At 64.4% G+C, this 20,608-nt stretch carries 34 protein-coding genes and 1 tRNA gene; 23 read left to right on the forward strand and 12 right to left on the reverse strand.

Annotation, left to right across the window (positions count from 1 at the left end):
- Window positions 1-2: 2 nt before the first annotated feature.
- Genes AC5P8Y_RS15635 through AC5P8Y_RS15645 form a run of 3 tightly spaced genes read right to left on the reverse strand, consistent with a single transcriptional unit; the run spans window position 3 to window position 954 of the window.
- Window positions 3-215: a hypothetical protein gene (locus tag AC5P8Y_RS15635; RefSeq protein ID WP_495202070.1), complete on the reverse strand. Its 213-nt coding sequence runs from the start codon at window positions 213-215 to the stop codon at window positions 3-5.
- The gene (locus AC5P8Y_RS15640; protein ID WP_495202071.1) at window positions 212-673 is read right to left on the reverse strand and encodes a RusA family crossover junction endodeoxyribonuclease; all 462 of its coding nucleotides are present in this window, start codon (window positions 671-673) and stop codon (window positions 212-214) included. The genes AC5P8Y_RS15635 and AC5P8Y_RS15640 overlap by 4 nt, the downstream gene beginning before the upstream one ends.
- Entirely contained in the window at window positions 670-954 is a 285-nt protein-coding gene (locus AC5P8Y_RS15645) for a hypothetical protein (RefSeq protein WP_495202093.1), read from the reverse strand. Before AC5P8Y_RS15645 ends, AC5P8Y_RS15640 begins: the two co-directional genes overlap by 4 nt.
- 74 nt (window positions 955-1,028) lie before the next feature.
- Here AC5P8Y_RS15645 and AC5P8Y_RS15650 point away from each other — a divergent pair, with 74 nt between their 5' ends.
- Entirely contained in the window at window positions 1,029-1,616 is a 588-nt protein-coding gene (locus AC5P8Y_RS15650) for a hypothetical protein (protein ID WP_495202072.1), read from the forward strand.
- Between the two features lie 5 nt (window positions 1,617-1,621).
- Here the strand turns inward: AC5P8Y_RS15650 and AC5P8Y_RS15655 are convergent, their stop codons facing one another.
- The 4 genes from AC5P8Y_RS15655 to AC5P8Y_RS15670 all read right to left on the reverse strand — a co-directional run bounded on the left by AC5P8Y_RS15655 (window position 1,622) and on the right by AC5P8Y_RS15670 (window position 5,115).
- Window positions 1,622-2,161, reverse strand: a complete 540-nt coding sequence (locus AC5P8Y_RS15655) for a hypothetical protein (RefSeq protein WP_414609350.1) — start codon at window positions 2,159-2,161, stop codon at window positions 1,622-1,624.
- Window positions 2,158-3,642 (reverse strand): replicative DNA helicase, encoded by a 1,485-nt coding sequence (gene dnaB, locus AC5P8Y_RS15660; RefSeq protein WP_495202073.1) that lies wholly within the window; start codon window positions 3,640-3,642, stop codon window positions 2,158-2,160. The genes AC5P8Y_RS15655 and dnaB overlap by 4 nt, the downstream gene beginning before the upstream one ends.
- Complete coding sequence (locus AC5P8Y_RS15665; protein ID WP_495202074.1) at window positions 3,639-4,574, reverse strand: hypothetical protein; 936 nt, start codon at window positions 4,572-4,574, stop codon at window positions 3,639-3,641. Before AC5P8Y_RS15665 ends, dnaB begins: the two co-directional genes overlap by 4 nt.
- Before the next feature lie 91 nt (window positions 4,575-4,665).
- Window positions 4,666-5,115 carry a phage regulatory CII family protein gene (locus AC5P8Y_RS15670; RefSeq protein ID WP_495202075.1) on the reverse strand — a complete coding sequence of 150 codons (450 nt, stop codon included), beginning with the start codon at window positions 5,113-5,115 and terminating at the stop codon, window positions 4,666-4,668.
- A 318-nt stretch (window positions 5,116-5,433) separates the two neighbouring features.
- Between AC5P8Y_RS15670 and AC5P8Y_RS15675 the strand changes: the two genes are divergently transcribed.
- Window positions 5,434-5,655: a hypothetical protein gene (locus AC5P8Y_RS15675; protein ID WP_088470459.1), complete on the forward strand. Its 222-nt coding sequence runs from the start codon at window positions 5,434-5,436 to the stop codon at window positions 5,653-5,655.
- Between the two features lie 17 nt (window positions 5,656-5,672).
- On the opposite strand, the gene AC5P8Y_RS15680 is transcribed toward AC5P8Y_RS15675, so the two are convergent.
- On the reverse strand, window positions 5,673-5,876 hold the full coding sequence (locus tag AC5P8Y_RS15680) for a helix-turn-helix domain-containing protein (protein WP_088470458.1): 204 nt from the start codon (window positions 5,874-5,876) through the stop codon (window positions 5,673-5,675).
- A gap of 92 nt (window positions 5,877-5,968) precedes the next feature.
- On the opposite strand from AC5P8Y_RS15680, the gene AC5P8Y_RS15685 reads away from it, so the two are divergent.
- From AC5P8Y_RS15685 to AC5P8Y_RS15775, 19 genes are all read left to right on the forward strand, one after another.
- Window positions 5,969-6,643 (forward strand): XRE family transcriptional regulator, encoded by a 675-nt coding sequence (locus tag AC5P8Y_RS15685; protein ID WP_242898959.1) that lies wholly within the window; start codon window positions 5,969-5,971, stop codon window positions 6,641-6,643.
- A gap of 197 nt (window positions 6,644-6,840) precedes the next feature.
- A complete protein-coding gene (locus AC5P8Y_RS15690; protein WP_088470457.1) occupies window positions 6,841-7,593 on the forward strand; it encodes an outer membrane protein assembly factor BamD in 753 nt (250 codons plus the stop codon).
- Between the two features lie 153 nt (window positions 7,594-7,746).
- Window positions 7,747-8,070: a hypothetical protein gene (locus AC5P8Y_RS15695; protein ID WP_495202076.1), complete on the forward strand. Its 324-nt coding sequence runs from the start codon at window positions 7,747-7,749 to the stop codon at window positions 8,068-8,070.
- Window positions 8,071-8,179: 109 nt separating this feature from the next.
- Complete coding sequence (locus AC5P8Y_RS15700) at window positions 8,180-8,506, forward strand: hypothetical protein (RefSeq protein WP_088470455.1); 327 nt, start codon at window positions 8,180-8,182, stop codon at window positions 8,504-8,506.
- Window positions 8,496-8,786 carry a hypothetical protein gene (locus tag AC5P8Y_RS15705; protein WP_495202077.1) on the forward strand — a complete coding sequence of 97 codons (291 nt, stop codon included), beginning with the start codon at window positions 8,496-8,498 and terminating at the stop codon, window positions 8,784-8,786. Before AC5P8Y_RS15700 ends, AC5P8Y_RS15705 begins: the two co-directional genes overlap by 11 nt.
- Before the next feature lie 160 nt (window positions 8,787-8,946).
- Window positions 8,947-9,465 (forward strand): hypothetical protein, encoded by a 519-nt coding sequence (locus AC5P8Y_RS15710; protein WP_495202078.1) that lies wholly within the window; start codon window positions 8,947-8,949, stop codon window positions 9,463-9,465.
- A gap of 83 nt (window positions 9,466-9,548) precedes the next feature.
- Window positions 9,549-10,487: a hypothetical protein gene (locus AC5P8Y_RS15715; RefSeq protein ID WP_495202079.1), complete on the forward strand. Its 939-nt coding sequence runs from the start codon at window positions 9,549-9,551 to the stop codon at window positions 10,485-10,487.
- Window positions 10,488-10,495: 8 nt separating this feature from the next.
- Window positions 10,496-11,398: a phage recombination protein Bet gene (bet, locus tag AC5P8Y_RS15720; RefSeq protein ID WP_197602566.1), complete on the forward strand. Its 903-nt coding sequence runs from the start codon at window positions 10,496-10,498 to the stop codon at window positions 11,396-11,398.
- Window positions 11,395-12,177 carry a lambda exonuclease family protein gene (locus AC5P8Y_RS15725; protein ID WP_495202080.1) on the forward strand — a complete coding sequence of 261 codons (783 nt, stop codon included), beginning with the start codon at window positions 11,395-11,397 and terminating at the stop codon, window positions 12,175-12,177. Before bet ends, AC5P8Y_RS15725 begins: the two co-directional genes overlap by 4 nt.
- Window positions 12,177-12,392 (forward strand): hypothetical protein, encoded by a 216-nt coding sequence (locus AC5P8Y_RS15730; protein WP_495202081.1) that lies wholly within the window; start codon window positions 12,177-12,179, stop codon window positions 12,390-12,392. The genes AC5P8Y_RS15725 and AC5P8Y_RS15730 overlap by 1 nt, the downstream gene beginning before the upstream one ends.
- Window positions 12,389-12,619 carry a hypothetical protein gene (locus tag AC5P8Y_RS15735; RefSeq protein ID WP_495202082.1) on the forward strand — a complete coding sequence of 77 codons (231 nt, stop codon included), beginning with the start codon at window positions 12,389-12,391 and terminating at the stop codon, window positions 12,617-12,619. The genes AC5P8Y_RS15730 and AC5P8Y_RS15735 overlap by 4 nt, the downstream gene beginning before the upstream one ends.
- Window positions 12,616-12,834: a hypothetical protein gene (locus AC5P8Y_RS15740; RefSeq protein ID WP_171968311.1), complete on the forward strand. Its 219-nt coding sequence runs from the start codon at window positions 12,616-12,618 to the stop codon at window positions 12,832-12,834. Before AC5P8Y_RS15735 ends, AC5P8Y_RS15740 begins: the two co-directional genes overlap by 4 nt.
- Window positions 12,831-13,298: a hypothetical protein gene (locus AC5P8Y_RS15745; RefSeq protein ID WP_495202083.1), complete on the forward strand. Its 468-nt coding sequence runs from the start codon at window positions 12,831-12,833 to the stop codon at window positions 13,296-13,298. The genes AC5P8Y_RS15740 and AC5P8Y_RS15745 overlap by 4 nt, the downstream gene beginning before the upstream one ends.
- A complete protein-coding gene (locus AC5P8Y_RS15750) occupies window positions 13,298-14,026 on the forward strand; it encodes a hypothetical protein (RefSeq protein ID WP_495202084.1) in 729 nt (242 codons plus the stop codon). Before AC5P8Y_RS15745 ends, AC5P8Y_RS15750 begins: the two co-directional genes overlap by 1 nt.
- Complete coding sequence (locus AC5P8Y_RS15755) at window positions 14,023-14,223, forward strand: hypothetical protein (RefSeq protein ID WP_495202085.1); 201 nt, start codon at window positions 14,023-14,025, stop codon at window positions 14,221-14,223. Before AC5P8Y_RS15750 ends, AC5P8Y_RS15755 begins: the two co-directional genes overlap by 4 nt.
- A gap of 32 nt (window positions 14,224-14,255) precedes the next feature.
- On the forward strand, window positions 14,256-14,846 hold the full coding sequence (locus AC5P8Y_RS15760) for a hypothetical protein (protein WP_495202086.1): 591 nt from the start codon (window positions 14,256-14,258) through the stop codon (window positions 14,844-14,846).
- Between the two features lie 74 nt (window positions 14,847-14,920).
- A complete protein-coding gene (locus tag AC5P8Y_RS15765; RefSeq protein WP_495202087.1) occupies window positions 14,921-15,169 on the forward strand; it encodes a DUF4224 domain-containing protein in 249 nt (82 codons plus the stop codon).
- Between the two features lie 2 nt (window positions 15,170-15,171).
- Window positions 15,172-16,200 carry a tyrosine-type recombinase/integrase gene (locus AC5P8Y_RS15770; protein ID WP_495202094.1) on the forward strand — a complete coding sequence of 343 codons (1,029 nt, stop codon included), beginning with the start codon at window positions 15,172-15,174 and terminating at the stop codon, window positions 16,198-16,200.
- Between the two features lie 61 nt (window positions 16,201-16,261).
- Window positions 16,262-16,377 (forward strand) — tRNA-Leu (locus AC5P8Y_RS15775).
- Between the two features lie 23 nt (window positions 16,378-16,400).
- Here the strand turns inward: AC5P8Y_RS15775 and hemN are convergent.
- Entirely contained in the window at window positions 16,401-17,810 is a 1,410-nt protein-coding gene (gene hemN / locus AC5P8Y_RS15780) for an oxygen-independent coproporphyrinogen III oxidase (protein ID WP_043034401.1), read from the reverse strand.
- Window positions 17,811-17,854: 44 nt separating this feature from the next.
- Complete coding sequence (locus AC5P8Y_RS15785; protein WP_033834669.1) at window positions 17,855-18,292, reverse strand: group III truncated hemoglobin; 438 nt, start codon at window positions 18,290-18,292, stop codon at window positions 17,855-17,857.
- 178 nt (window positions 18,293-18,470) lie between these two features.
- Between AC5P8Y_RS15785 and AC5P8Y_RS15790 the strand changes: the two genes are divergently transcribed.
- Entirely contained in the window at window positions 18,471-18,758 is a 288-nt protein-coding gene (locus tag AC5P8Y_RS15790; protein ID WP_033834668.1) for a hypothetical protein, read from the forward strand.
- Window positions 18,755-19,798 carry a 4Fe-4S dicluster domain-containing protein gene (locus AC5P8Y_RS15795; protein WP_033834667.1) on the forward strand — a complete coding sequence of 348 codons (1,044 nt, stop codon included), beginning with the start codon at window positions 18,755-18,757 and terminating at the stop codon, window positions 19,796-19,798. Before AC5P8Y_RS15790 ends, AC5P8Y_RS15795 begins: the two co-directional genes overlap by 4 nt.
- Window position 19,799: 1 nt before the next feature.
- Here the strand turns inward: AC5P8Y_RS15795 and AC5P8Y_RS15800 are convergent, their stop codons facing one another.
- A complete protein-coding gene (locus AC5P8Y_RS15800; RefSeq protein WP_005408923.1) occupies window positions 19,800-20,036 on the reverse strand; it encodes a hypothetical protein in 237 nt (78 codons plus the stop codon).
- A gap of 352 nt (window positions 20,037-20,388) precedes the next feature.
- A complete protein-coding gene (locus tag AC5P8Y_RS15805; protein WP_005408922.1) occupies window positions 20,389-20,598 on the reverse strand; it encodes a helix-turn-helix domain-containing protein in 210 nt (69 codons plus the stop codon).
- Window positions 20,599-20,608: the final 10 nt, after the last annotated feature.

Below are 20,608 nucleotides of genomic sequence, written 5' to 3' on the forward strand. Positions count from 1 at the left end.
CCTCAGGATTCATCGCGCATCCCCTTCAACACGTTCTCATCGAAGCGAAACACCGGCAGCAGGCCGTCGGTGTCGCAGTTCCCCCTCCTGTCCGGCCGGCGCCGGCAGTGCGCCGGGCTGCTGCCGCGCTCGCGCATGGTGCAGACCGAGCAGACGCCATGCCGGCGGAGGTAGGCGTTGTAGCGTTTCCGCGTGCGGGCCTCGGCTGTGGTCACGCTGCGGCCTCCCCAAACAGGGACGGCGCTGCAGCCAGGTACTCGATGGCCACCTCCAGGCGCGCGCCCTTCTCGTCCGGCTCCATGCGTTCCAGCAGGGTCCGCCGGATCTGTTTGTCGTCCACCCAAGCGATGCCGTTCAGGGCGTCGGACAGCACCTTTTCGCAGTTGCCGAGGTCGATGCACTGCACCGTGTCATCCCAAGTGTGCGGATCCTTCCGTGCACGCTTCGCCCAGTCCTGCGGCCGGTGCGGGAACAGCTTGATGTACAGGCCCACGCGGCCGGTCGAAGGAGCGCGGATGCCAGCCGCCTTGGCCAAGTGTCCTACCGCCGCCTTGTAGGCCTTCGCGTCCTCGGTGACGTAGGTGATCGCCAGCGGCTTCGGCTTCTTCGGGATCACGCGCGTGGCCCAGTAGCGATTGCTCGAGATCGGATACGGGAGGGTGAGGTGGATCATCGTGCGGCCTCCTGCAGCTGCAGCCGGGAAAGGGTGACGTTCAGGGCGGCCAGCTCGTCCATCTTCATGACGAGCCACATGCGGCGCTGCCCGTGGATGCCGTTGAAACTGCCTTGGTGGCAGTCCTTGCACAGAGCCACGGTCGTGAAGTGCTGGCCCTGGTTGATGTGGTGGGCGTCGCTCGGCCCTGGCCGGCTGCAGACGCTGCAGGGAAGCAGCTTCACAGCGTCCACGTGCCGCCTCTCAGCCGAGGTGAACGGCTTGGAATTCTTCGACCGCATCAGCAGCACTCCCGCGTGAATTCGGGAGTGGGTATGCTTCCGGCACGGATACCGGGGCAATCAACATGGAATTGATGAAGAGATTCAACTGGACGAGGATCTGCCTCAACGCAGCGCTTGTAGCCACTGGCTGCACCTTTGCCTTCGTGCTTCTCGCTTTCACCGGACAGATTCAGTTCGGCAAGGACGCACCCGCTTGGGTGCAAGCGGTTGGCAGCATCGCCGCCATTGTTGCGGCAGTCGTAATCGCCTCTAACGAACGATCTGCCGCCAAGAGGGAGGCGGACAAGCGGGAAATGGCTGAAGCCAACATGCGCTACACCAGAGCCCATAGGGCCGTTAGGCGGTTCCAGAAGGGCATTTCCGCCCAGCTCGATCATGCGAAGGTCCAACGCGACGGAAGCGTCATCGTGCCGATGCCGGCTGCACCAATTTCCAGAGAAATGAGGGAAATCGAGCGGGAATGCCACCTCATGCCTGATGCTGGTGGAGAAATACTCACCACCATCAACTTCTTTGAAGAAGCTCAGGACCTGCTGAAGGACCGACTCCTGATGCCGGGACACGCCGATCGCTTCATCGAACTTCTGGAGTACGCAGAGCAGCGCAGGATTAGGGCGGTTAACCTCATCGAGGCGTTCCTTCTCAAGGCAACGGCTTAGCTCCATCACGCCACCCTCCGGTTCTGCCCGGCCATGTTCCAGAACTCGGCGCGCACGTCGTCGAGCATCACGTGGGTGTAGCGCTGGCCGATATGCTCGGTGATCCCATCGAACAGGACCTGGAATCGGTCCTGTTCCATTTCGTCGAACGACAGGCTCTCCGCCTGCTTGACCATCAGGCGGCCGACTCCTGGAACGTCGATCTCCATTTCCTCGCAGCAAGTGCCGGACTCGCGCTGTAGGCGCTTCACCGCGTCGTGGCTGCCGAGCTGCTCCCAGCCCTCCACGTTGTCGACCATGAGCTGGCCAATCTTGTGCACCAGGCGGTGCTGCCAACCCTCGCGCGGCTGCTTCAGTTCAGCGCGGACCTCGCGGCCCACCTTGAACTTGCGCTCACGCATCAGGCGCTGGTCGACCTCATGCGCCGGCACAAGCGCCCCAACAAGCTCACCGGTGCCCGGATCGATCAGCTTAGTCACGACCATGTAGATCGGACGGCGCGCGCGCTTGGCACGGATCTTCTTCGCTGCTGCGGTCATGGTCATGCACGATCTCCTGCGGCGCGGTCCTTGCCGCTCCTGTGATGGCCTGCCGGCGCGTCGAACCCACCGTCATCGTCGCCAGCGGTAGCCCGCGCCAAGGTCTTCAGGGTGTAGTTCGGCTTCTCGCCGTGGTAGTTCTCGAAACGGCTGCATTCGAGGTGGTGGCGCAGGTAGGCGGTACCGGTCTCGCCCTGGCGATTCTTGGCCAGGATGAATTCCGAGATGCCGGGAGCGCCGCAGGCATCCTTCGTGTAGTAGTCGTCGCGGTAGATGAAGGCGATCACGTCGGCGTCCTGCTCAATGCCGCCCGACTCGCGCAGGTCAGCCATCACCGGACGCTTGTCGGTACGCGTTTCCAGCGACCGATTGAGCTGCGACAGCGCGATCACCGGGCAGCCCAGCGTCTTGGCCAGCTTCTTCAACGTGCGAGAGATGTAGGAGACTTCCTCGGTCCGGTTACCGGCCTTGGCCGGCCCGGACAGCAGTTGCAGGTAGTCGACCGCGACCACGCCCAACCCGCCCTTCACCTTGGCGTGCATGCGGGACGCGCGCGCCACCAGCGAATCCACCGGCAACGAGCCGCAATCATCGATCGCCAGCGGCAGGCCATGAAGGAAATTGCGGGCGATGCTCAGCTTGTGCCAATCGTCGTCGGTCAGCTCGCCCTTCACCCGCATGCGCGACAGCGGCACGCCCGAGTGCATGCTCATCAGCCGCGCGAGCAGCTGCCTGCGCGCCATCTCCAGGCTGAACACCGCAGCGTGCTTGCCCTGCGCCGCCACGCTGTAGACCCACTCCAGCATGTTCGCCGTCTTACCCATCGACGGCCGAGCCGCGAGGATCATCAGGTCGGTGGCTTCCAGACCGGGCAGCTTCCTGGCCACGTTCTGCCACGGCGGAACCAGCCCCAGGTCGGCAGTGCCCTCGAACCGGGCCTCCATTTCCTCCCACATTCCCTGCAGATCGCTGCGCACCATCACCAGGCCACCGTTGCCGCCCGACTGCACGCTCAGATTGGCGAACTTCGCTGTGGCGCTGGCCACCAGTGCATCGGCGTCCTCGTCGGCAGTCCCGTAGGCGTCGTTGGTGATCTCGGTCGCACGCTCGATCACGCCCCGCAGCAGTGCCTTGTTGCGGACGACCTCGGCATAGCCGCGGATATTGGCCGCTGACGGCGTGGTGCTGGCCAGCTCGACCAAGTACGCGCCGTCGCCAACCAGCTCCAGCTGCCGCTGGTTCTCGAACCAGTTGATCAGCAGCACCGTGTCGAATGGCTGTTCGCGGTCGGCCAGATCGCAGATGGCATGCCAGATCAGCTGGTGATCCCTGCGATAGAAGTCCCGTTCGGTCAGCAAGTCGCGGACCTCGCGCAGGGCTTCCGGCGCCAGCATCAAGCCGCCCAGGACGGACTGCTCAGCGTCGATCGAATGCGGGGGCACCGGCAGATGGCCGTAGTCGTCGCGGTAGGCAGGCTGAGCACTCATGCGGCCTGCTCCTGATCCTGCTCCCGGGCACGCTCGGCATCGCGCTCACGGGCCAGCTGCACGCCGGCGGTCGTCAGCTCACAGGGCCCGGTCGCCGGGAACCACCAGAGCTTGAACCAGTTGCGGCGAACGGCGTCGCGGAAATGGGCCCGCCAGTCCTTCTGCATCCGGCCGCTGTCGCGGTGCCGGGAGGCGAACTCGCGCCAAGCCAGGTGCAGGAAGTCCCTCGGTATCCCGGTGTCCGTGGCGAACGTGAAGATCGGATCGGTCCGCGGGATGGCCGACTCGCCCGCCTCCTGGCACAGGTCGAGGAACGCGGCGAAGGTGATCTTCTCCCGCTTCCGTCGTCCGGGCTTTGCCCCCTCGGCGTCAGCCGGGGGGGTATGGGGGGGCTTTTCTTCTTTTGGATACGGAGACGGATACGGAGACGGAGCATTGCTAGAAGCTGCTGGGCGCATTGCTGCATCACTGCTACCAGCATTGCTAGTAGCATCAATTTTCTTGCTACTAGCATCCGAATCGGAGCTTGCAGCACGAATCCGCGCATACTCGGGCACTTGTCGATCAGCCTCAGCTTCGCCGTGATGACGCTTCACCGCGTTCCATTTCGCCTTCAGTGAACGCAGGTCCGACCCTGCCGACCACGGTTGGTGATCAGCCCAGTCGTGCAACTGGTAGGCCCCTTCCACACCATCCAGGAAGCCAACGGACGCCAGTTCACGGACGAACGCATCGTTCTCGCCGGTCCAATCAGCGGCCAGCTCAATGTCCTCGGCTGACATGCCGGACAGGTCGCCATCGGGCCGGTTTGCGCGGGCCCACAGGATCAGGCACACCAGGGACCAGCCCGCCGAGGCGTCCAGACGGCGGATCAGCTTTTTCGTCTTGGGGTGGCCAGGAAGGCCGACGCTCAGGCGCGCATCGGTGCTCATCACGCACCCCGCAGGAGTTGCAGGCAACCGGCGATGTGCCAGCGCTGCCGGACCAGCCACATAGCGTGGGCGAGAGGATTGGCTGCGCGGTTCATGCCCCTACTCCACGCTGGCCGGTCACGGCCCGCAGGCGTGCCAGCAGATTGATCATGGCCTCCACCTGCGCAGTGCCGGCGCCGCTGATGACCTTCATCTCGTTCTCGCTGATCAGGCCGTCAGACAGAGCCTCCTGCAGCGCCTGGGCGAACGCGCCCTGCTTGGCAGCGTTCTCCAGCATCGCGCCCATAACCGACGCCATGCCGTCCGCCTGCATCTTCTGGAGGGTGTAGCCGTGCTCAGCGGCCATCGCATGCAGGATGCGGTCGTCACCGGTCACGCCCATGATCTCGCTGGCCTCGGCCAAGGTCAGGTGATGCGTGTTGTTGTTCGGGTTGACCTTGTTGCGCAGCACCGCAGCGGACATGCCGATGCGGACGGCCAGCGCTTCACTACCACCGGGGTAGTCCTTCACGGTCTTGTGTGCGGCGTCTGTGATGTTCATGGGCGGTCTCGGTGAACGTGGTTTGCGTTACGACGCCGGCGCAAGATGCGCGGCATGGAGAAGCGAGCGAAAAAGGAAGCAAGGCTGCTGTGGGCACCGAATGTCGTCAGGCTGGTGCACATGGCGGGGAGGTCGTACGCGATCAGGAGGGTCAAAGGCCGGGATGTGGTGCGATGCCTGCGCCAGCCCCGCCGAGCGCCAGGGATGGCGCTGGGGGCGGTGCTCCCCTTCCGTGCCAAGAGGGCCGTCCGTTGACGCCTCCCCTGCTCTCGGTACGGTCGAGGTGCAACACCCACCCAACCGATCAAGGAACTACCCATGTACGAGATCAAGAAGCTGGAACTGCGCCTGCGGCATACCGAGGCGAGGACCGAAGCCCTAGAGGAAATGCTGGTGATCGTGAGCAAGGGACTCATCCCCGGATCCCCCGCAGCCGCCGCGGTCCAGGCGCAACTGCGAGACGCAGCTGCATACGCAGGCCCGTCCGTAGCGAAGAAGGAACTGGCCTCCCTCGCCCGAGCCGTGGGCAACCTGCAGTAGCTACTCCGACGGCCATCTCAGGCTGCGGCTCCGGCGGGTTTAGCGCCGGTTGCATAGAGGTGATGGAGCTGGACGGCAGCCATGCCGCCCGGCTCTTTAGTCCTGCCCTGTTTGATGTCGCTCACGGTCTGAGGCGATTTGCCGATGGCACGGCCAATTTCGGTCAGGGACCAGCCGCGCTGTTCGAGCGCTTTAATTCGGTCTGCCCAGGTGATTTCCATGTGCGCGTTCCTGTTGGGTCGCCCAAGACTATGGGATGCCATAGCTTCATGTCAACGGCATCCCATAATGGGTTTCCGTAATGCTCGCAGTCATGAACACGATTGGTGAACGAATTAAGGAAGCTCGCCGGATACGTGGCCTGTCTCGGCCTCAATTGGCTGAGGCAGCCAAGATCAAGTACCCGACGCTTGCTGGCATTGAGAACAACGACCAGGCGGGTACAACCCAGCTACCTCAGATTGCAGAGGCTCTCAGGGTCTCCGCCAAGTGGCTTCAGACCGGAAAGGGGGCGATGGAGGTCGCCGAAGCTGGACCTGATGACTCTGACTACACTGACGTCACCGGTTACTCCCAGGCGGTGGGACTGGGTGCGGCAGGTGCCGAAGCTGAAGAGTATGCGGAGACCCACAGCCTCAAGTTCAAGAAGACCAGCCTAAGGCGCAGGGGCATCTATGGACGCAATCTGGCTGTCTACTACGGCAAGGGCGACTCGATGGAACCGACCATCGAGGACGGAGACGCGATCTTGTTTGACACCTCAGATACAAGGGTGGTGGACGGAGCGCTCTACCTTGTCCAGGTTCACGGCGCCGCCAACCCTGAGTACTACGTCAAGCGCGCTATGGTGCTGGAAGCAGGCGTTTACTTTGCGAGCGACAACCCTCGAGGCGACCATAACTGGCAAAAGCCTAGGCCGATGGATTCAAAGAGGGAGCCAATCACCGTAGTTGGTCGTGTTCATTGGATAGGTGGTTGGGCTGACTGAACCCTTGTTCATTACTTAAGGAAGACTTTATGGCACTGGTCGTTTGCCGAGAGTGCGGTGGAAAGGTTAGCGATGCCGCACCCGCTTGCCCTCATTGCGGGTTCCCGCAGACTTCACTTGATTCCCCATCGATCCCCAGCTACCAATCGCCAGCAGAAGTGAAGGGCAAATCAGTCCGCAGCGGCTGCTTAGCAGCTGTGCTTGTAGTCGTTGGCCTTGTGATTGTGCTGCTGGTGCTATCTAACCTGCCAAGAGGCCACGGAGGTAAGGCAAGCACCGACGGAGATTCAACGAGCCGCGCGCTGAAGAGCGAGCAGGAGAACCTGCTCCGAGACGTGAAAGACCCATCGATACCTCTCGCCACTAGGGCGGTCCGTGCTGAATACTTGATCGAAAAGTACCCTGCCACTACGGAGGCAGCGGAGGCTAAGCAGCTCATTGAGCAGATAAGGGCTCAGCAGGAAACGGCTAACCAAGAAGCAGCCAAGCTTGCCGCTGAAAGCATAGGAAAGCAGTGGTCGTATTCGACCTTCAAGGACGATATGACGAGCAAGACTGGATACTCTGCATCGGTTACCAGCACGAACAGCTTTGAGTTTGAGTTCCCCTACCAAGGGAAGCAGCATGCACGGTTGACGTTGAGGAAACATCCTCGCTGGGGCAACGACATCCTGTTCTCGATAGAGAAGGGCCAGATCCTTTGTCACTCCTATAGCGATTGCTCCGTTCGCGTGAGATTCGACGAAGGCCCTGCCATGACGCTGACCGGAACTGATCCTTCCGACAACAGCACAGAGACCGTCTTCATCCCAGGCTTCCAAAGGTTCTCATCGCAGTTGGCTAAGGCAAAGACGGTAAGGATCGAGGTGAACGTCTTCCACCAAGGCGCACTTACGGCGACCTTCGACGTGTCGGGATTCGACCCGAAGAGGCTCAGTTCCGCCCAATAGCGCTGAAGCAACAGATCCGACAGCACTGAACCCCGCCACGGCGGGGTTTTCTGTTCTCGTCAAATAAAGTTATGGGATCCCATTGACAATGAACTATGGAATGCCATAGTTTAGCCCCGTCGGCCCACCCGGGCCATCCAGACGGGGTCACCCATGGCAGTCCGCACCGCAAACGATCTGGCCCGCGCTGCCCAGCGCAGCCATGACGGCCGCGCACCGGCCGAACCCAACGACGAGGCCTTTCAGTTCGCCTGCGACCACGTGGCGGCGGAGCTGGAGCGCGAGGGCGACGTTGCCCCGCTGGTCGAGACGCTGAGCCAAGCCGGGCACGTGATGACCCACCTCCTGACGCAGGAGGTTCCGGCCCACCTGTTGCCCCACTTCCGCGAGCTGGCCGACCTGGTCCGCGCCATGTCTCGCCGCGTGGACGCCTCGATGAAGGATTTCGAGGCCGGGCACCTGGAGGACGCCGCATGACCGCCGCCGAACGCGAGCATCGGCACCACGTGGTGGGCACTGTCGTCGCCAATGCCCTGGCGTTCTGCCTGGGCGTGCTGGCCGCCGTGCTGGCGCAGGCGGTGCTGTCGTGAGCCGGGTCGACGTGCTGGGAATTCTGGACGCAGAGATCCGCGGGCTGCCTCAGCTGACCGAGATGCTGAGATTCGCAGGATCACGTTACGGCTGGGGCTTTGACGAAAAGGAAGCCGTGAACAGGCTTAAAGCGGCACGCGCGGGAGTCGCCGAAGTCTTCGCCGCAGCCCACGCCTCCCTCGCAGCCCGCGACCTGGCCGACCAGATCGCAGCCGACGACCGCCTGCGCGCCGCTCTGGCCGCGTGCGAACCCACCGATTCCAACCACCAGCAGGAAGCCATCGACGGCATCTGCGCAGAAGGAGAGTTCCATGAAGTCTGATCGTGAAATCAAGCATGCCAGCAACCTTGCGAATGCCTTGGCTGGTCACGCTTGCGCCATTTCGTTCGCTCAGGGCGACGCTCCTTGCCTCAAAACCACGCTGCTGGAAGCAAGCCACCACATCGACACGAACTGCGTGCAGGTCACCCCGAAGAAGGACGGCCTGTTGATTCGTACGCTTCGCGGCGAGGCCCGCTACATGAATTGGCGCGAGCGCATCGCCTACTGGCTGCTGCGCGGCAAGACGGAGATTCATCCTCGCGACAACAGGTACGCCTGATGCGCCTCCTGACCTTCTTCGGCTGCCGCAGCTGGCGCGACGTCGCCGCCTGCCTCGCCTGCTACGCCATCACCGCCGCGCTCGCAGCCGCCATGTGCTGGCCGCTGGCCTGGTCCTGACTTCCCGCCGGCGCGGCCGGCTCCTACGAGAGGCACCACCGATGTTCCAACTCGATCAACACGATGCGGTGTTCTCGCATCTGAACCTGCGGAAGGAAAAGCACGGCGACGAAGACGCGGCCGCTGCTGACCTGAAGTTCTCGCTGAACGCTCCGAACACGATCCTCAACACCATCGACCCGGCCATCCTGCCGGCGTTCTGGAAGAAGGCCGACAAGGGCCAGCAGCAGAACCTGCCGATGGAAGGCAGCACCGACCTGGTGGCGCTGAATCTGCCCCTGCTGGGCGAGCAGGACATCACCGGCAAGCTCGAAGGGTACGAGCTGAACATCGGCTCCCTGATGGACCACATCGAGCCGGTGTTCTTCGCCGACGCCAAGGTGAAAAAGATCACCTGGAAGCCTCTCGAAGGCGGCAGCGTGGCCATGGGATTCACCGTCTCGGTGCTGCTGGACGAGGACGAAGACGCAGAGCTGATCTCTGCATGGCGCCGCGGTGAGGTGCGTCTGACCCTCACGCCGCCGAGCGCTGCCGCGCAGCAGGAAGACCTGGCCGCGTAACGCATTCCCCCGCCCTCACGGGCCCCGCGCCGGCCGGGATTCCACGACGCCGGCACCTATTCCCACCCGACAAAGGAACTGCCATGTCCGAAGCCCTGATTCCGCTCGAATCAGTCAATGCCGTCGAGGTCTTCACCGGCGGCGGACTGGACGACCTCCTGGCCCGCATTCGCGCCGAGGCCGTCACCCTGGTACCGAACGTCAAGACGGTAGCCGGCCGCAAGGAGATCGCCTCGATCGCCTACAAGGTGTCGCGCTCCAAGACTGCCATCGATGACGCTGGCAAGGCGCTGGTGGCCGACCTGAAGAAGCAGACCGGCGACATTGACTCGGCCCGCAAGAAGGCACGCGACACCCTGGACGCGCTGCGCGACGAGGTCCGTAAGCCGCTGACCGATTGGGAGGCGGAACAGGAGCGCATCGAACGCGAACGTGTGGAGGCAGAGGAACGCGCCCGCGCGGCTGCGGAAGAGGCACGCCTGGCCGAGCTTGCCCGGAAGGAAGAAGAGATCCGCGCCCGCGAGGAAGCTGTGCGTGCTGCTGAAGAAGCCGAGCGCCAGCGCGTTGCCGCCGAACAGGCCGAGCGTGAGCGCGTCGAGCGCGAAGCCCGCCTGCAGGCTGAGGCCGCAGAGAACGCGAAGCGTGAGGCAGCCGCTGCAGTAGAACGCGCCGAACGCGAGGCCCGCGAAGCCACCGAGCGCGCGGCCCGTGAGGCAGCCGAAGCCGAGCAGCGCGCCAAGGACGCCGCAGAGCGTGCCGAACGCGAGAAGGCCGAATCCGTCGCGGCCGCCGAGCGCCGCGCCCAGGAAGAAGCTGAGCGCGCCGAGCGTGAGAGGCAGGCCCAGGCCGATGCCCAGCGCAAGGCGGACGAAGCACGCGCCGCCGACGTCGAACACCGCCGTTCGATCAACCGCGCCGCCATGGCCGCGCTGATCGCCCAGGGCATCAGCGAAGACGATGCCGCCACCGTTATCACCGCCATCGTGCAGGGCAAGGTCCCGGCCGTGGCCATCCGCTACTGAGGCACCCCATGAACCAGATGACCACCCGCGCCGCTGGCGGCGACCTGATTACCGAAGAACAGGCCGGAGCAATCCGCACCGCGCTGAAGACGAGCCTGTACCCCGGCGCCAGCGATGCGTCGGTGGACCTGGTTCTGGCCTACTGCAAGGCCGCTGGCTTGGACCCGATGAAGAAGCCGGTACACATCGTGCCAATGTGGGACAACAAGGCCCGCACGATGCGTGACGTGGTTATGCCCGGCATCGGCCTGTACCGCACTGACGCGGCCCGCACCGGCGAGTTCGCTGGCATGTCCAAGCCGGTGTTCGGGCCGATGGTGACCGAGAACGTCGGCGGCCGCGAGGTGACCTTCCCCGAATGGTGCGAGGTCACCGTCTACCGCCAGCTGCGCAGCGGCCATATCGCCGAGTACACCGCAACCGAATACTGGATCGAGAACTACGCGATCAAGGGCGGCAAGGACCAGGACCAGTCGCCGAACGCGATGTGGACCAAGCGCGCGCGCGGCCAGCTGGCAAAGTGCACCGAGGCTCAGGCGCTGCGTAAGGCGTTCCCGGAAGCAGTCGGCTCGCAGCCCACCGCCGAGGAAATGGAAGGCAAGGCCATCATCGACGGCGAGCTGGTGCGCGACGAGCGCCGCTCCTCCACCGCTGGCGCGATCACCCGCCAGCAGCAGACCGAGCCGCAGGACACCCCGGAGCGGCAGGCGCTCTATGCCAGCCTGCAGGAGTTCGCCGAATGCGGCATGGAGGAATACCAAGGCGCGTGGGGCCGTCTGTCCAAGGAGCAGCGCCAGCTGATCGGCAGCGCCGGCCACGAAACGCTGAAGGGAATCGCCGAACGCGCCAGCGCCACTGTGATCGAAGAAGGCGGCCAGCAGTCGGCAGCCGATGAAGAGGTGCCGCTGTGATCGTCATCGGGTGCGACCAGGGCAGCGAGGCGTGGCATCGCGCCCGCGCCGGCATCATCACGGCCAGCATGTTCGCCACCGCGCGCTCGCGCGTGGGCGAGTTGACCGACCAACAGCGCACCTACGTGGATGCGGTGCTGTCCGGCCTGGCCGAGAAGACGGCCATGGAGCGCGCCGGCTACAAGGCCGTTCCGCGCTCGGCAATCATCGAGAAGGCCATCGCCGGCGAGCCCATCGGCGACTTCAGCGAGGCGTCGAAGAACTACGCCTTCCGGCTGGCCATCGAGCGCATCAGCGGTGAGCCGCTGGACGAAGGCTTCGAGACGTTCGCCATGCGCCGGGGCCATGAGCTGGAACCGCAGGCACGCGCCGAGCATGAGGTGCAGTCCGGCCTGCTGGTGAAGCGCGCAGGGTTCGTGTTGAGCGACTGCGGCGACTACGGTTGCTCGGCCGACGGCTTCATCGGAGAAGACGGCGGCAGCGAATACAAGTGCTTCATCAACCCCGAGAAGCTGCGGGCGTTCCACATCGACAACGATGCGAGCGAGGTGTTCGAACAAGCCCAGGGCTGCATGTGGCTGACCGGCCGGCAGTGGTGGCACATCGGCCTGTTCTGCCCGGCGCTGGCCGCCGTGGGCAAGCAGCTGTGGTGGCGCCGCTTCGACCGCGACGAGACGTTCATCGCCAAGCTGCGCGCCGACCTGGAACCGTTCCGGCAGATGGTGGTCGGGTTTGAGCAGTCCCTGCGCGCTGGTGATCACCAGCAGGTGGCCGCCTGATGGACGTCGCCCTGTACCCCTGCCACGCCAAGAGCCTGCGCCGTGCCGGGCAGGCCCGCGCTCAGCTGTTCGCCCATGTGATCGAGGGCAAGCGCTACACCACCGCGCAGGTGGCCGAGATCTTGGACATATCCCACAGCGCCGCATACGAGCGGATCAAGCGCGGCCCCTACCCGCTCACCTGGGCCAACCTGATGAAGGCTCGCCTGCCATGAAGACCTGCACGAAGTGCGCGGCCCGGCTGCCGGATCGGTTCTTCCCCCTGATCAACGGCAAGGCCACCGCCGCGTGCGCGCCCTGCCGGAACACCGAGCGCCGCCTGCACGACCCGCTGCGCCCCCTGCGCCGCGATCCGCTGCAGGTCGAACTGAACCACCTCACCCAAAGCTGGCAGCGCCGCACCCGTTGGCCGCTGCTGGCAAATCAGGAGACCCATTCGTGACCAGCATCCACGTACAGCCGACCTTCGACCTTGCCACGCAGGCCGAGAAGGACCGCCAGCGGGCCGAGATCGACGCGGACATTGCGCGCTTCGAAGCAGCAGGCGGCAAGGTCCAGAAGCTCGGCAACAGCCCCATCGACCGATCCACCATCAGCCGCCGCCAGGTGGTCGAGGGTGGCCACAACAGCCGCACGAAGAAGGGAGCATCCGCATGACCACCGACAACAAGACCCTGGCGGACGTGCAGCCCGGTGGGAGGGTGAGGCTGGGGGATCAACGCTCCGACTTGGTGCCGGGCATCGTGCGCTGTGCGAAGTGCGCTTTCCAACTTCACCGCACGAACCTGTATCTGCAAAGCGGGACTGTCGGTGCTGGTGACAGCAAGACGGAGCCGTGCCCGAATGGCTGCGGCCCGCTCTGGCCCGTGACGTGGGAAACGTGGGCGCGCGAAGGCTGGGCCGAGGCCGAACGACTGCACCTGGAGAATGTCGCCCTCTCCGCCCAGCCCTCCCCGGCTGCAGCAGTGCCTGCTGGCTGGAAGCTCGTGCCTATTGAGCCGACCTGGAGCATGCGCAACGACGGCCGGGAGTTCCTCATCGACGGCATTGAGAAGGAGCCGGAGCGACTGGCCTATTTCCTGTGGAAGACCATGATCAACGCCGCACCGGAGGTGCCGTGATGGGACCGAGTACTGAATCGCTGGCTCTTGCCGACTTCCTGATTTCGAAACTCGGGTTGCAGGTTGATCGGATCAGCCTTGCCTACGCGATCATGGATCACGTTGAGGTTGAGTACTCCGAAGAGCTTTCGTACGAGGATCGCATCGCTGAGCTGGAAGCCGCCCTCGCCGCCCGCCAGCCGGTGGGGGAGCCTGCCTACAACTCGGCTGGAATTTCGCTGACGGCGTGCCAGCTGCACGAAGCGTTGCTGATGGCGGGTGACCCCGAACTGGATGTCCCGTTCGAAGATCGAAGCCTTGTCCGGATTTTCTGGACGGAAACGGGCCACAGCGGCCCCGGCCTCTACTGCGAATGCGTCGGCGCTGAGGAAGAGGGCTGCATCCTGCTGGATGGGACCGCCCCTGCTATCGGCCAGTCCGCGCAGGCCGTGGACCTGCCCTACTCGCTCGATGCCGACCAGGCAGGCATCCGCGCCCGCGTGTGCGACGTGATCACCGGCACGCTGATGGTTGGAGCGCAGGGCCACACGCCACCGCCGGTTGGGCACTGGGCAGAGCCGTTCTGGCAGGCAGCACGAGCCGATGCGAAAGCGCAGGCCGTGGACCTGGAGCAGTTCCGGCCGCTGGCCAGCTACGTCATCGAACAGGCTGCAGGTACACGCGGAGACATGCACATGCTCGCTTGTCAGCTGCTGGCCCTGATCGACAGCCAGGCGGTGGGCAAATGAGCGCCGACAGCGAGAAGGATCCGCCCCGCTACGTTGTGCTGAAGGCATCCGGCAGTCGGTACGCCTACGTCAACGACACCCACGAACGCCGCACGGTGACGCGCTGGGACATTTTCCGCAAGAACGGATGGTCAAAAGCTGATCTGCAATGCAAGCGGCTCAACGAAGAGCATGAGCGAGGGCAGCCCCATGCCTGACCAGCTGCTCACCGCTGCAATGGAGGACCGCCATGCGATGGCGTGACCTTTTCAGAATCCTGCTATGGCCGAGCCTCACCGGCCCCAACTACGAGCCGGTTGTAGGAACAACCGATGGACCGCTACCTCGATATTCTCAGTTCACCCGCATCGACATGGGCAAGTCGTGGATTGTCAAGAAGGATTACTGCGACTACCTAGTGACCAGGTTCTGGTACGAAGTTGAGACAGCCAAGGACTACTACTCGTGGTACGAGGATCACGAACATCCAATATTCCCCGGCCATGAGAATGACGCGAGACTTTTCAAGTCTAAGTTGTTTGAGCTGCTACTCAAGCAAAGAACCTTTCTGGACGACATGTACAACTTTGGACGTGTTCGCGTGATTGGCTACGACAATGATGGCTTCGAGTACTTGGCACTCAGCAAATATCCAAATGGATGCTGGGTCGCCAGCGAAGAGAGCCCCTTCTACTCGCAGTTCCATGGCAAGAACGGAGCCTTCAAGAACACTATCAAAGAGCATAAAGACAAAGGAAGGCATCTGTGGCGAGCACCTTCCTTCGCAAGCGGCATCTTCTGTACACACCAGACGGGCTGGCGCCCAGGCTATCTCTACTGAAGTAGCGGAATGATCGAGAACACCGCCACCGAGCAGCTGCGCGCTGCGCTGGCCACGAACTGGAGGAGGACAACATGGCCACGAAGAAGCAGGCCAACCCGAGCGCAGGCGCGCTGTGCCTGTCCCGGGAGTCGATGCGAGAGCTGTGCGGCACGCCGTATAGGGACCGCCAGCAGGAATTTCTGGTGCTGAACGGGATTCCCCACTACAAGGGGCTGGATGGTTGGCCACGTGTGCTGTGGGCCACCCTGGACGGTGGCGCGGATGCGGCAACTGAAAAGGCCGTCGCCGTCGCCGAGTGGCGGTCGAACAAGGTGGCATGACGATGGGTAGGAAGCCGAAGAAGCCAGGAGCGATCCCCCGGCTGCGCCCGCGCAAGCAGAAGTCGGGCGTGGTGTTCTACTACTACGACAAGGGCGGCAAGCCGCGTGTCGAGATCCCGCTGGGCAGCAACTATGCGCTGGCTGTGAAGAAGTGGGCCGAGCTGGAAGGTACGCGCGAGGCGCAGGCCGTGGCCGTCATCACCTTCCGGCAGGTGAGCGATGCCTACCGAAAGGAGGTCATCATCCACAAGGCGCCGCGCACGCAGCTGGACAACGGGCACGAACTGGGCAAGCTGCTGGAGTACTTCGACGACCCGCCGGCACCGCTCGACTCGATCAAGCCCATCACGGTTCGCCAGTACCTTACCTGGCGCACCGCCAGCGGCAAGGGCATGGTGCGCGCCAACCGCGAAAAGGCGCTGCTCTCGCACATCTGGAACTTCGCCCGCGACAAGGGCTACACCGTCCTGCCCAACCCCTGCGCCGGCATCAAGGGGTTCAAGGAGACCGGCCGGGACGTCTACATCGAGGACGACCAGTACCAGGCAATCCGTGCCGCTGCCGACGTGGTGGTGCAGGACGCCATGGACCTGGCCTACCTGATCGGCCAGCGGCCGGCAGACGTGCTGTCGCTGACCGAGATGGACGTGCGAGACGGGGTGATCAACATCCGCCAGGGGAAGACCAAGGCCAAGCTGCGCATCGCCGTCGAGGGCGAGCTGGCGGTGCTGCTGGAGCGCCTACGCGCGCGCAAGGCTGGCCATGCCGTGCGCAACACCCTGCTGATCGTCAGCGAGCGCGGCGATGCCGTGAGCGTGGACGGCATGTCCAGGCGCTGGGCGAAGGCCTGCGCGGCCGCCGGCATCGAGGGTGTGCAGTTCCGTGATCTGCGCGCGAAGGCGGCCACCGACAAGGCCGAATCGTCAGGCGACATTCGCAAGGCGCAGCAGCAGTTGGGCCACACCACGGTGTCGATGACCGAGCATTACACCCGCAAGCGCCGCGGTCACAAGTCCACGCCGACGCGCTGAAATTCCGCTCCGCAACGGAATAGAGACGCTTGTGCGCCAAGGCTTTCAAGCCGTCACGATTGCACGCATTGCGGAGCGGAAATCACCCTGAAACCCTTGTGGCACAAGGAATTCTGTGCGGACTTAAAATCCGCCGGGGGCAACCCCATGCCGGTTCGATTCCGGCTCCGGGCACCACACGCATGCAGCACATCCCGCTTTCAGATCGCCCGCGAGTAACGTGGCTGCTCATGTGCGGCACGCAGATACGGGTCGAAGCACATTGCCAGCAACCGCAGCAACGGTCGCCCGGGTTCGCTCGCACGCACCACGCCATCGCGGTATTCGGCCAGGCCATCTTCCTGCAGCCGCTGTACCGAACGCAGGTCCTCGGCGAAGTACTGCTGGAAATCCACGCCGTGGCGCTGCCCCAGCACCGCACCATCCACCTCGCCCTGGCACATCAGCTGCTGGATCAGCTCCGCGCGCAGCTGGTCGTCGGCACTCAGCGCGACACCGCGCCAGACCGGCAACTGCCCCTGGTCCACCGCGTCCTCCCAGGACGCCAGGTCACGTGGATTCTGGCTGTAGGTGGCGCCGATATGGCTGATCGCACTTACGCCCAGGCCGAGCAGATCGGTATCGGCGTGGGTGGTGTAACCCATGAAGTTGCGATGCAGCTGGCCGGCACGCTGCGCGCGTGACAGATCCTCTTCCGGCAATGCGAAATGATCCATGCCGATGTACTGGTAGCCGGCCGCGGAGAGCTTCTCCACCGCCAGGCCCAGCAGCGCCAGCTTGTCTTCCGGCGACGGCAACCGGCTTTCGTCGATCTGCTTCTGCGCCCGGAACAGATGCGGCAGGTGCGCGTAGCCATACACCGCCAGGCGGTCCGGGCGCAGCGCCAGCACCCGTTCGAGGGTGCGGCCGAATCCTTCCAGGCTCTGCCCGGGCAGGCCGTAGATCAGATCGACGTTGACCGAACGCATGCCGCTGTCGCGGCAGGCGCGCAGGATGTCCAGTGTCTGCTGCACGCCCTGTATGCGGTTGATCGATTCCTGCACCTGCGGGTCGAAATCCTGCACGCCCAGGCTGGCCCGGTTGAAGCCCAGGCGCGCCAGCATGGCGACGTCACGGGTATCGATGAAGCGTGGATCGAGTTCGATCGAGAAATCGCGCTGCGGTGAATCGCTGAAATCGAAGCGCCGGCGCAACCCTTCCACCAGTGTGGTCATCGCCTCGGCATCGAGGAAGTTCGGCGTACCACCGCCCAGATGCAGCTGGATGACCTCGCGACCGTCCTCGAACTGTGGTGCCAGCAGGTCGGCCTCGGCCAGCACGCGCGACACATAGCTGTGGCCACGGCCGCGATCGCGGGTGATCACCCGGTTGCAGCCGCAGTAGAAGCACGGGCTGGAACAGAACGGCACATGCACGTACAACGACAGCGCGCGGGCCAGCTGGTTGCTGTCGGCGATCGCCTGGCGCAGCGCCGGCGCGTCGAACCCATCATGGAAATGCGGCGCGGTCGGGTACGAGGTGTAGCGCGGGCCCGGCCGGTCGTGCCGGCGCAGAAGGTCGGGGTCGAAGGTCCAGGCCAGGCCACCAGCGGCGGGAGAGAACGTGTCCATGGCGCCAGCATCGCGCTGGGCGGCCTGCGCCGCCTTGACCCAGATCAATCCTTGGCGGGCATCCCCAGCACCGGCAGGCCGACCTGCGGCCATCGCAGCATCTGGTAGCGCTTCCAGAAGGTGTCACCGATGCGCGCAGCCACGTCGTTGGCAAGCTCCTGCATCGGCGGGTTGTTGCATTCGGCGGTGGTGATCCGGAACAGCACCAGCCAGCGGTCGAACAGATCCTTGTCCAGCTCGATGGCCATGTGCTTGGACATCGGCGAACCCTTGAAGCGCCGGGTGCCGCGCAGCATCGCCGACCAGAAGTCGACCAGCTGGGCCAGATGCTCCGGCCAGTCGTGGACGTGGGCCTCGAACACCGGCCCCAATCGCTCCTCCCCGCGCACGCGGGCGTAGAAGTCGTGGACCAGGCGGGTCACTTCCTGCTCGGTGCACAGCTCGGGCGAGGCGACAGGAAGGACAGGCGGCGTTGCGTTCATCGGGGTACCCAAAGCGTGCCGGCAGTGTGCCGCAGCCGGCCGGCACCACCGTTGATCCAGATCAATGTCGGCGCAGTCCGCTGCACCTAGGCTGGCACGCTTGCAGGAAGCATGCCCTGCGGATGCCGCGCCAACCCAGGCGAGTATACGCGCCGCCCACTTTTCGATCCGGGACAGCATGAACAGACCCTCTCCCAACCGTCGCCAGCAGTTGATCCAGCAATGGGGCGCGATCCTCTGGCCCAGCTTCATCGCTGCCGGCCTGGCCAGCGTGGTGTTCTTCGCCTTCGTCGACCCGCTGCGGTTGCAGGCCATCAGTTTCCCGGGCACGCAGATCAGCCGTGAAATGGGCTACACGGTTGGCTTCTTCATGTTCTGGACGGTGACTGCGCTGTCCAGCGCGATCACCTGGTACCTGCAGCGACCGATGCCCAGCGGCGACGACGACGAGCTGCCGCTGGGATGAGTACGACCTGCACACCGAGACCACGGCACTGGCGCGGCACGCTCAGCGCCGCCTTGCTGGTGCTGTTCTACGCATTGCCATGGCTGCGCTGGGACGGCCGCCAGGCCTTGCTGCTGGATATCAACGCCCGCCGCTTCGATCTGTTCGGCTGGACGCTGTGGCCGGGAGACGTCGGGGTGCTGGTCGGCCTGCTGGCGGTGCTCGCGGTGGGGCTGGCACTGCTCACCCACCTCGCCGGGCGCATCTGGTGCGGCCACGCCTGCCCGCAGACACTGTGGCGCCGTGCCTTCGACTGGATCGCCGACGGCGTGGCCCGCGCGCTTCCGGCACGCGTTGCGCGCGCGGCCACACAGCTGGCCTGGGGGCTGCTCTCGCTGTGGACCGGCATCACCTTCGTGGGCCTGTTCAGCCCCATCGCCGAGCTGGTGATCGCAGCGCCGCGCGCCGGCTGGAGCGGCTGGGAAACGTTCTGGGTGCTGTTCTATGCCGCCGCCACCTGGGCAAACGCCGGCTTCCTGCGCGAGCAGGTCTGCCGTTCGCTGTGCCCGTTCGCACGCATGCAGCCGCTGCTGACCGATCCACATACGCCGCGCATGCTGTACGACGCCCGCCGCGGCGAGCCACGCGGACCTCGCCCGCCCGGCCTGGGCGGCGTGCTGGGCCGTGGCCGCGGCCTGCTCGACCCGACCACTGCACAGGACTACGTGTTCCGCGCCGCGCATCCGCTGCTGGCCGGACCAATGCCGACCTTCAGCGCCGACCGTCTTGGCGACTGCACCGATTGCGCGGCCTGCATCAGCGCCTGCCCGATGCAGCTGGACATCCGCCAGGGGCCGCAGGCCGACTGCCTGGCCTGCGGCGCCTGTCTGGAAGCCTGCGCACAGCAACAGCACCGGGCCGGGTTCGGTCCGGGGCTGGTGCGCTACTGCAGTCCGCAGGCGATGGCCGGGCAACCGAAGCGCTGGTGGCGACCCCGGACCCTGGCCCTGCTGTCTTTGCTGCTTGCGCTGCTTGCCTGCGGCGCCTGGCGCCTGCTCTGAATCAACGCGGCCCGTCGGCGTGCGGTGGTACCAGCTGCGCGCGTCGGACAATGCCCAGCTGCTCGATGATCAGCGCCATTTCGTTGGTGAACTCGGTACGCTCGGTCCCCTGCGGGACGAGCCGGTCCAGCACCTGCTGGTAGGTATCCCAGAACGCCGGACCGCATCCGTGTTTGTGATAGCTGGCTTCCAGTTCGCGGCGTACCCGTTCAGCCAAGCCATGCATGCCGTATTCCATACGACCTCCGTTGGACTTGTTCTGCATCGTTGACGGTCTACCGACTCACTTGCGTGCTACTGAAAGACTCCCAGGCTTCACGCCCGGTTGATCCAAATTAGTCACAGATTTCACGACAGGTCAATTACATGCAGCGACTTTCGCGATTGAAATTATTAATCGTTCACGAAACCACATACGGGACCCCGCCCCTCCCGGATGGGGTGAAGCCGACAACGCGCCCCAGGCACCTGTCCGGCAGCCGGTAGGCCTCGACAATAGGTACTGCCAATACGATCAGTTTTTCCTATTTTGCTAAGTGTACTTAACAGAATGCGCTTAGCACGCTAAATGCGACAAAAGGCGGCGTAATTCAGGCGGATTCGACTTCGGCGGCGCCAGTTGCGGGGAACAGGTTCGGGTAGCGCTGATGCAGGATGTACTGCCGCAGAGCGGGGATCGGGAAGTCTTTCGGCCATTGCGATACCGCGGAACGGCTGATGCCGAAGAAGCGCGCCAGCTCCGCATCGGTCTGGAACCCCAGCCGCGTGCGCACCTGCCGCTTGTTCCAGAATTCGGTCATGGTCTGCCCT

Source organism: Stenotrophomonas sp. YJH_SMC_12-1 (assembly GCF_059370935.1).

What these genes read in the sequence shown, in the direction of transcription:
- AC5P8Y_RS15640 (WP_495202071.1), bottom strand. Translation starts at nt 673, where the DNA reads ATGATCCACCTCACCCTCCCGTATCCGATCTCGAGCAATCGCTACTGG.
- AC5P8Y_RS15645 (WP_495202093.1), bottom strand. Translation starts at nt 954, where the DNA reads ATGCGGTCGAAGAATTCCAAGCCGTTCACCTCGGCTGAGAGGCGGCAC.
- AC5P8Y_RS15650 (WP_495202072.1), top strand. Translation starts at nt 1,029, where the DNA reads ATGAAGAGATTCAACTGGACGAGGATCTGCCTCAACGCAGCGCTTGTA.
- AC5P8Y_RS15655 (WP_414609350.1), bottom strand. Translation starts at nt 2,161, where the DNA reads ATGACCATGACCGCAGCAGCGAAGAAGATCCGTGCCAAGCGCGCGCGC.
- dnaB (WP_495202073.1), bottom strand. Translation starts at nt 3,642, where the DNA reads ATGAGTGCTCAGCCTGCCTACCGCGACGACTACGGCCATCTGCCGGTG.
- AC5P8Y_RS15665 (WP_495202074.1), bottom strand. Translation starts at nt 4,574, where the DNA reads ATGAGCACCGATGCGCGCCTGAGCGTCGGCCTTCCTGGCCACCCCAAG.
- AC5P8Y_RS15670 (WP_495202075.1), bottom strand. Translation starts at nt 5,115, where the DNA reads ATGAACATCACAGACGCCGCACACAAGACCGTGAAGGACTACCCCGGT.
- AC5P8Y_RS15675 (WP_088470459.1), top strand. Translation starts at nt 5,434, where the DNA reads ATGTACGAGATCAAGAAGCTGGAACTGCGCCTGCGGCATACCGAGGCG.
- AC5P8Y_RS15680 (WP_088470458.1), bottom strand. Translation starts at nt 5,876, where the DNA reads ATGGAAATCACCTGGGCAGACCGAATTAAAGCGCTCGAACAGCGCGGC.
- AC5P8Y_RS15685 (WP_242898959.1), top strand. Translation starts at nt 5,969, where the DNA reads ATGAACACGATTGGTGAACGAATTAAGGAAGCTCGCCGGATACGTGGC.
- AC5P8Y_RS15695 (WP_495202076.1), top strand. Translation starts at nt 7,747, where the DNA reads ATGGCAGTCCGCACCGCAAACGATCTGGCCCGCGCTGCCCAGCGCAGC.
- AC5P8Y_RS15705 (WP_495202077.1), top strand. Translation starts at nt 8,496, where the DNA reads ATGAAGTCTGATCGTGAAATCAAGCATGCCAGCAACCTTGCGAATGCC.
- AC5P8Y_RS15710 (WP_495202078.1), top strand. Translation starts at nt 8,947, where the DNA reads ATGTTCCAACTCGATCAACACGATGCGGTGTTCTCGCATCTGAACCTG.
- AC5P8Y_RS15715 (WP_495202079.1), top strand. Translation starts at nt 9,549, where the DNA reads ATGTCCGAAGCCCTGATTCCGCTCGAATCAGTCAATGCCGTCGAGGTC.
- bet (WP_197602566.1), top strand. Translation starts at nt 10,496, where the DNA reads ATGAACCAGATGACCACCCGCGCCGCTGGCGGCGACCTGATTACCGAA.
- AC5P8Y_RS15730 (WP_495202081.1), top strand. Translation starts at nt 12,177, where the DNA reads ATGGACGTCGCCCTGTACCCCTGCCACGCCAAGAGCCTGCGCCGTGCC.
- AC5P8Y_RS15735 (WP_495202082.1), top strand. Translation starts at nt 12,389, where the DNA reads ATGAAGACCTGCACGAAGTGCGCGGCCCGGCTGCCGGATCGGTTCTTC.
- AC5P8Y_RS15745 (WP_495202083.1), top strand. Translation starts at nt 12,831, where the DNA reads ATGACCACCGACAACAAGACCCTGGCGGACGTGCAGCCCGGTGGGAGG.
- AC5P8Y_RS15750 (WP_495202084.1), top strand. Translation starts at nt 13,298, where the DNA reads ATGGGACCGAGTACTGAATCGCTGGCTCTTGCCGACTTCCTGATTTCG.
- AC5P8Y_RS15755 (WP_495202085.1), top strand. Translation starts at nt 14,023, where the DNA reads ATGAGCGCCGACAGCGAGAAGGATCCGCCCCGCTACGTTGTGCTGAAG.
- AC5P8Y_RS15760 (WP_495202086.1), top strand. Translation starts at nt 14,256, where the DNA reads ATGCGATGGCGTGACCTTTTCAGAATCCTGCTATGGCCGAGCCTCACC.
- AC5P8Y_RS15765 (WP_495202087.1), top strand. Translation starts at nt 14,921, where the DNA reads ATGGCCACGAAGAAGCAGGCCAACCCGAGCGCAGGCGCGCTGTGCCTG.
- AC5P8Y_RS15770 (WP_495202094.1), top strand. Translation starts at nt 15,172, where the DNA reads ATGGGTAGGAAGCCGAAGAAGCCAGGAGCGATCCCCCGGCTGCGCCCG.
- hemN (WP_043034401.1), bottom strand. Translation starts at nt 17,810, where the DNA reads ATGGACACGTTCTCTCCCGCCGCTGGTGGCCTGGCCTGGACCTTCGAC.
- AC5P8Y_RS15785 (WP_033834669.1), bottom strand. Translation starts at nt 18,292, where the DNA reads ATGAACGCAACGCCGCCTGTCCTTCCTGTCGCCTCGCCCGAGCTGTGC.
- AC5P8Y_RS15790 (WP_033834668.1), top strand. Translation starts at nt 18,471, where the DNA reads ATGAACAGACCCTCTCCCAACCGTCGCCAGCAGTTGATCCAGCAATGG.
- AC5P8Y_RS15795 (WP_033834667.1), top strand. Translation starts at nt 18,755, where the DNA reads ATGAGTACGACCTGCACACCGAGACCACGGCACTGGCGCGGCACGCTC.
- AC5P8Y_RS15800 (WP_005408923.1), bottom strand. Translation starts at nt 20,036, where the DNA reads ATGGAATACGGCATGCATGGCTTGGCTGAACGGGTACGCCGCGAACTG.
- AC5P8Y_RS15805 (WP_005408922.1), bottom strand. Translation starts at nt 20,598, where the DNA reads ATGACCGAATTCTGGAACAAGCGGCAGGTGCGCACGCGGCTGGGGTTC.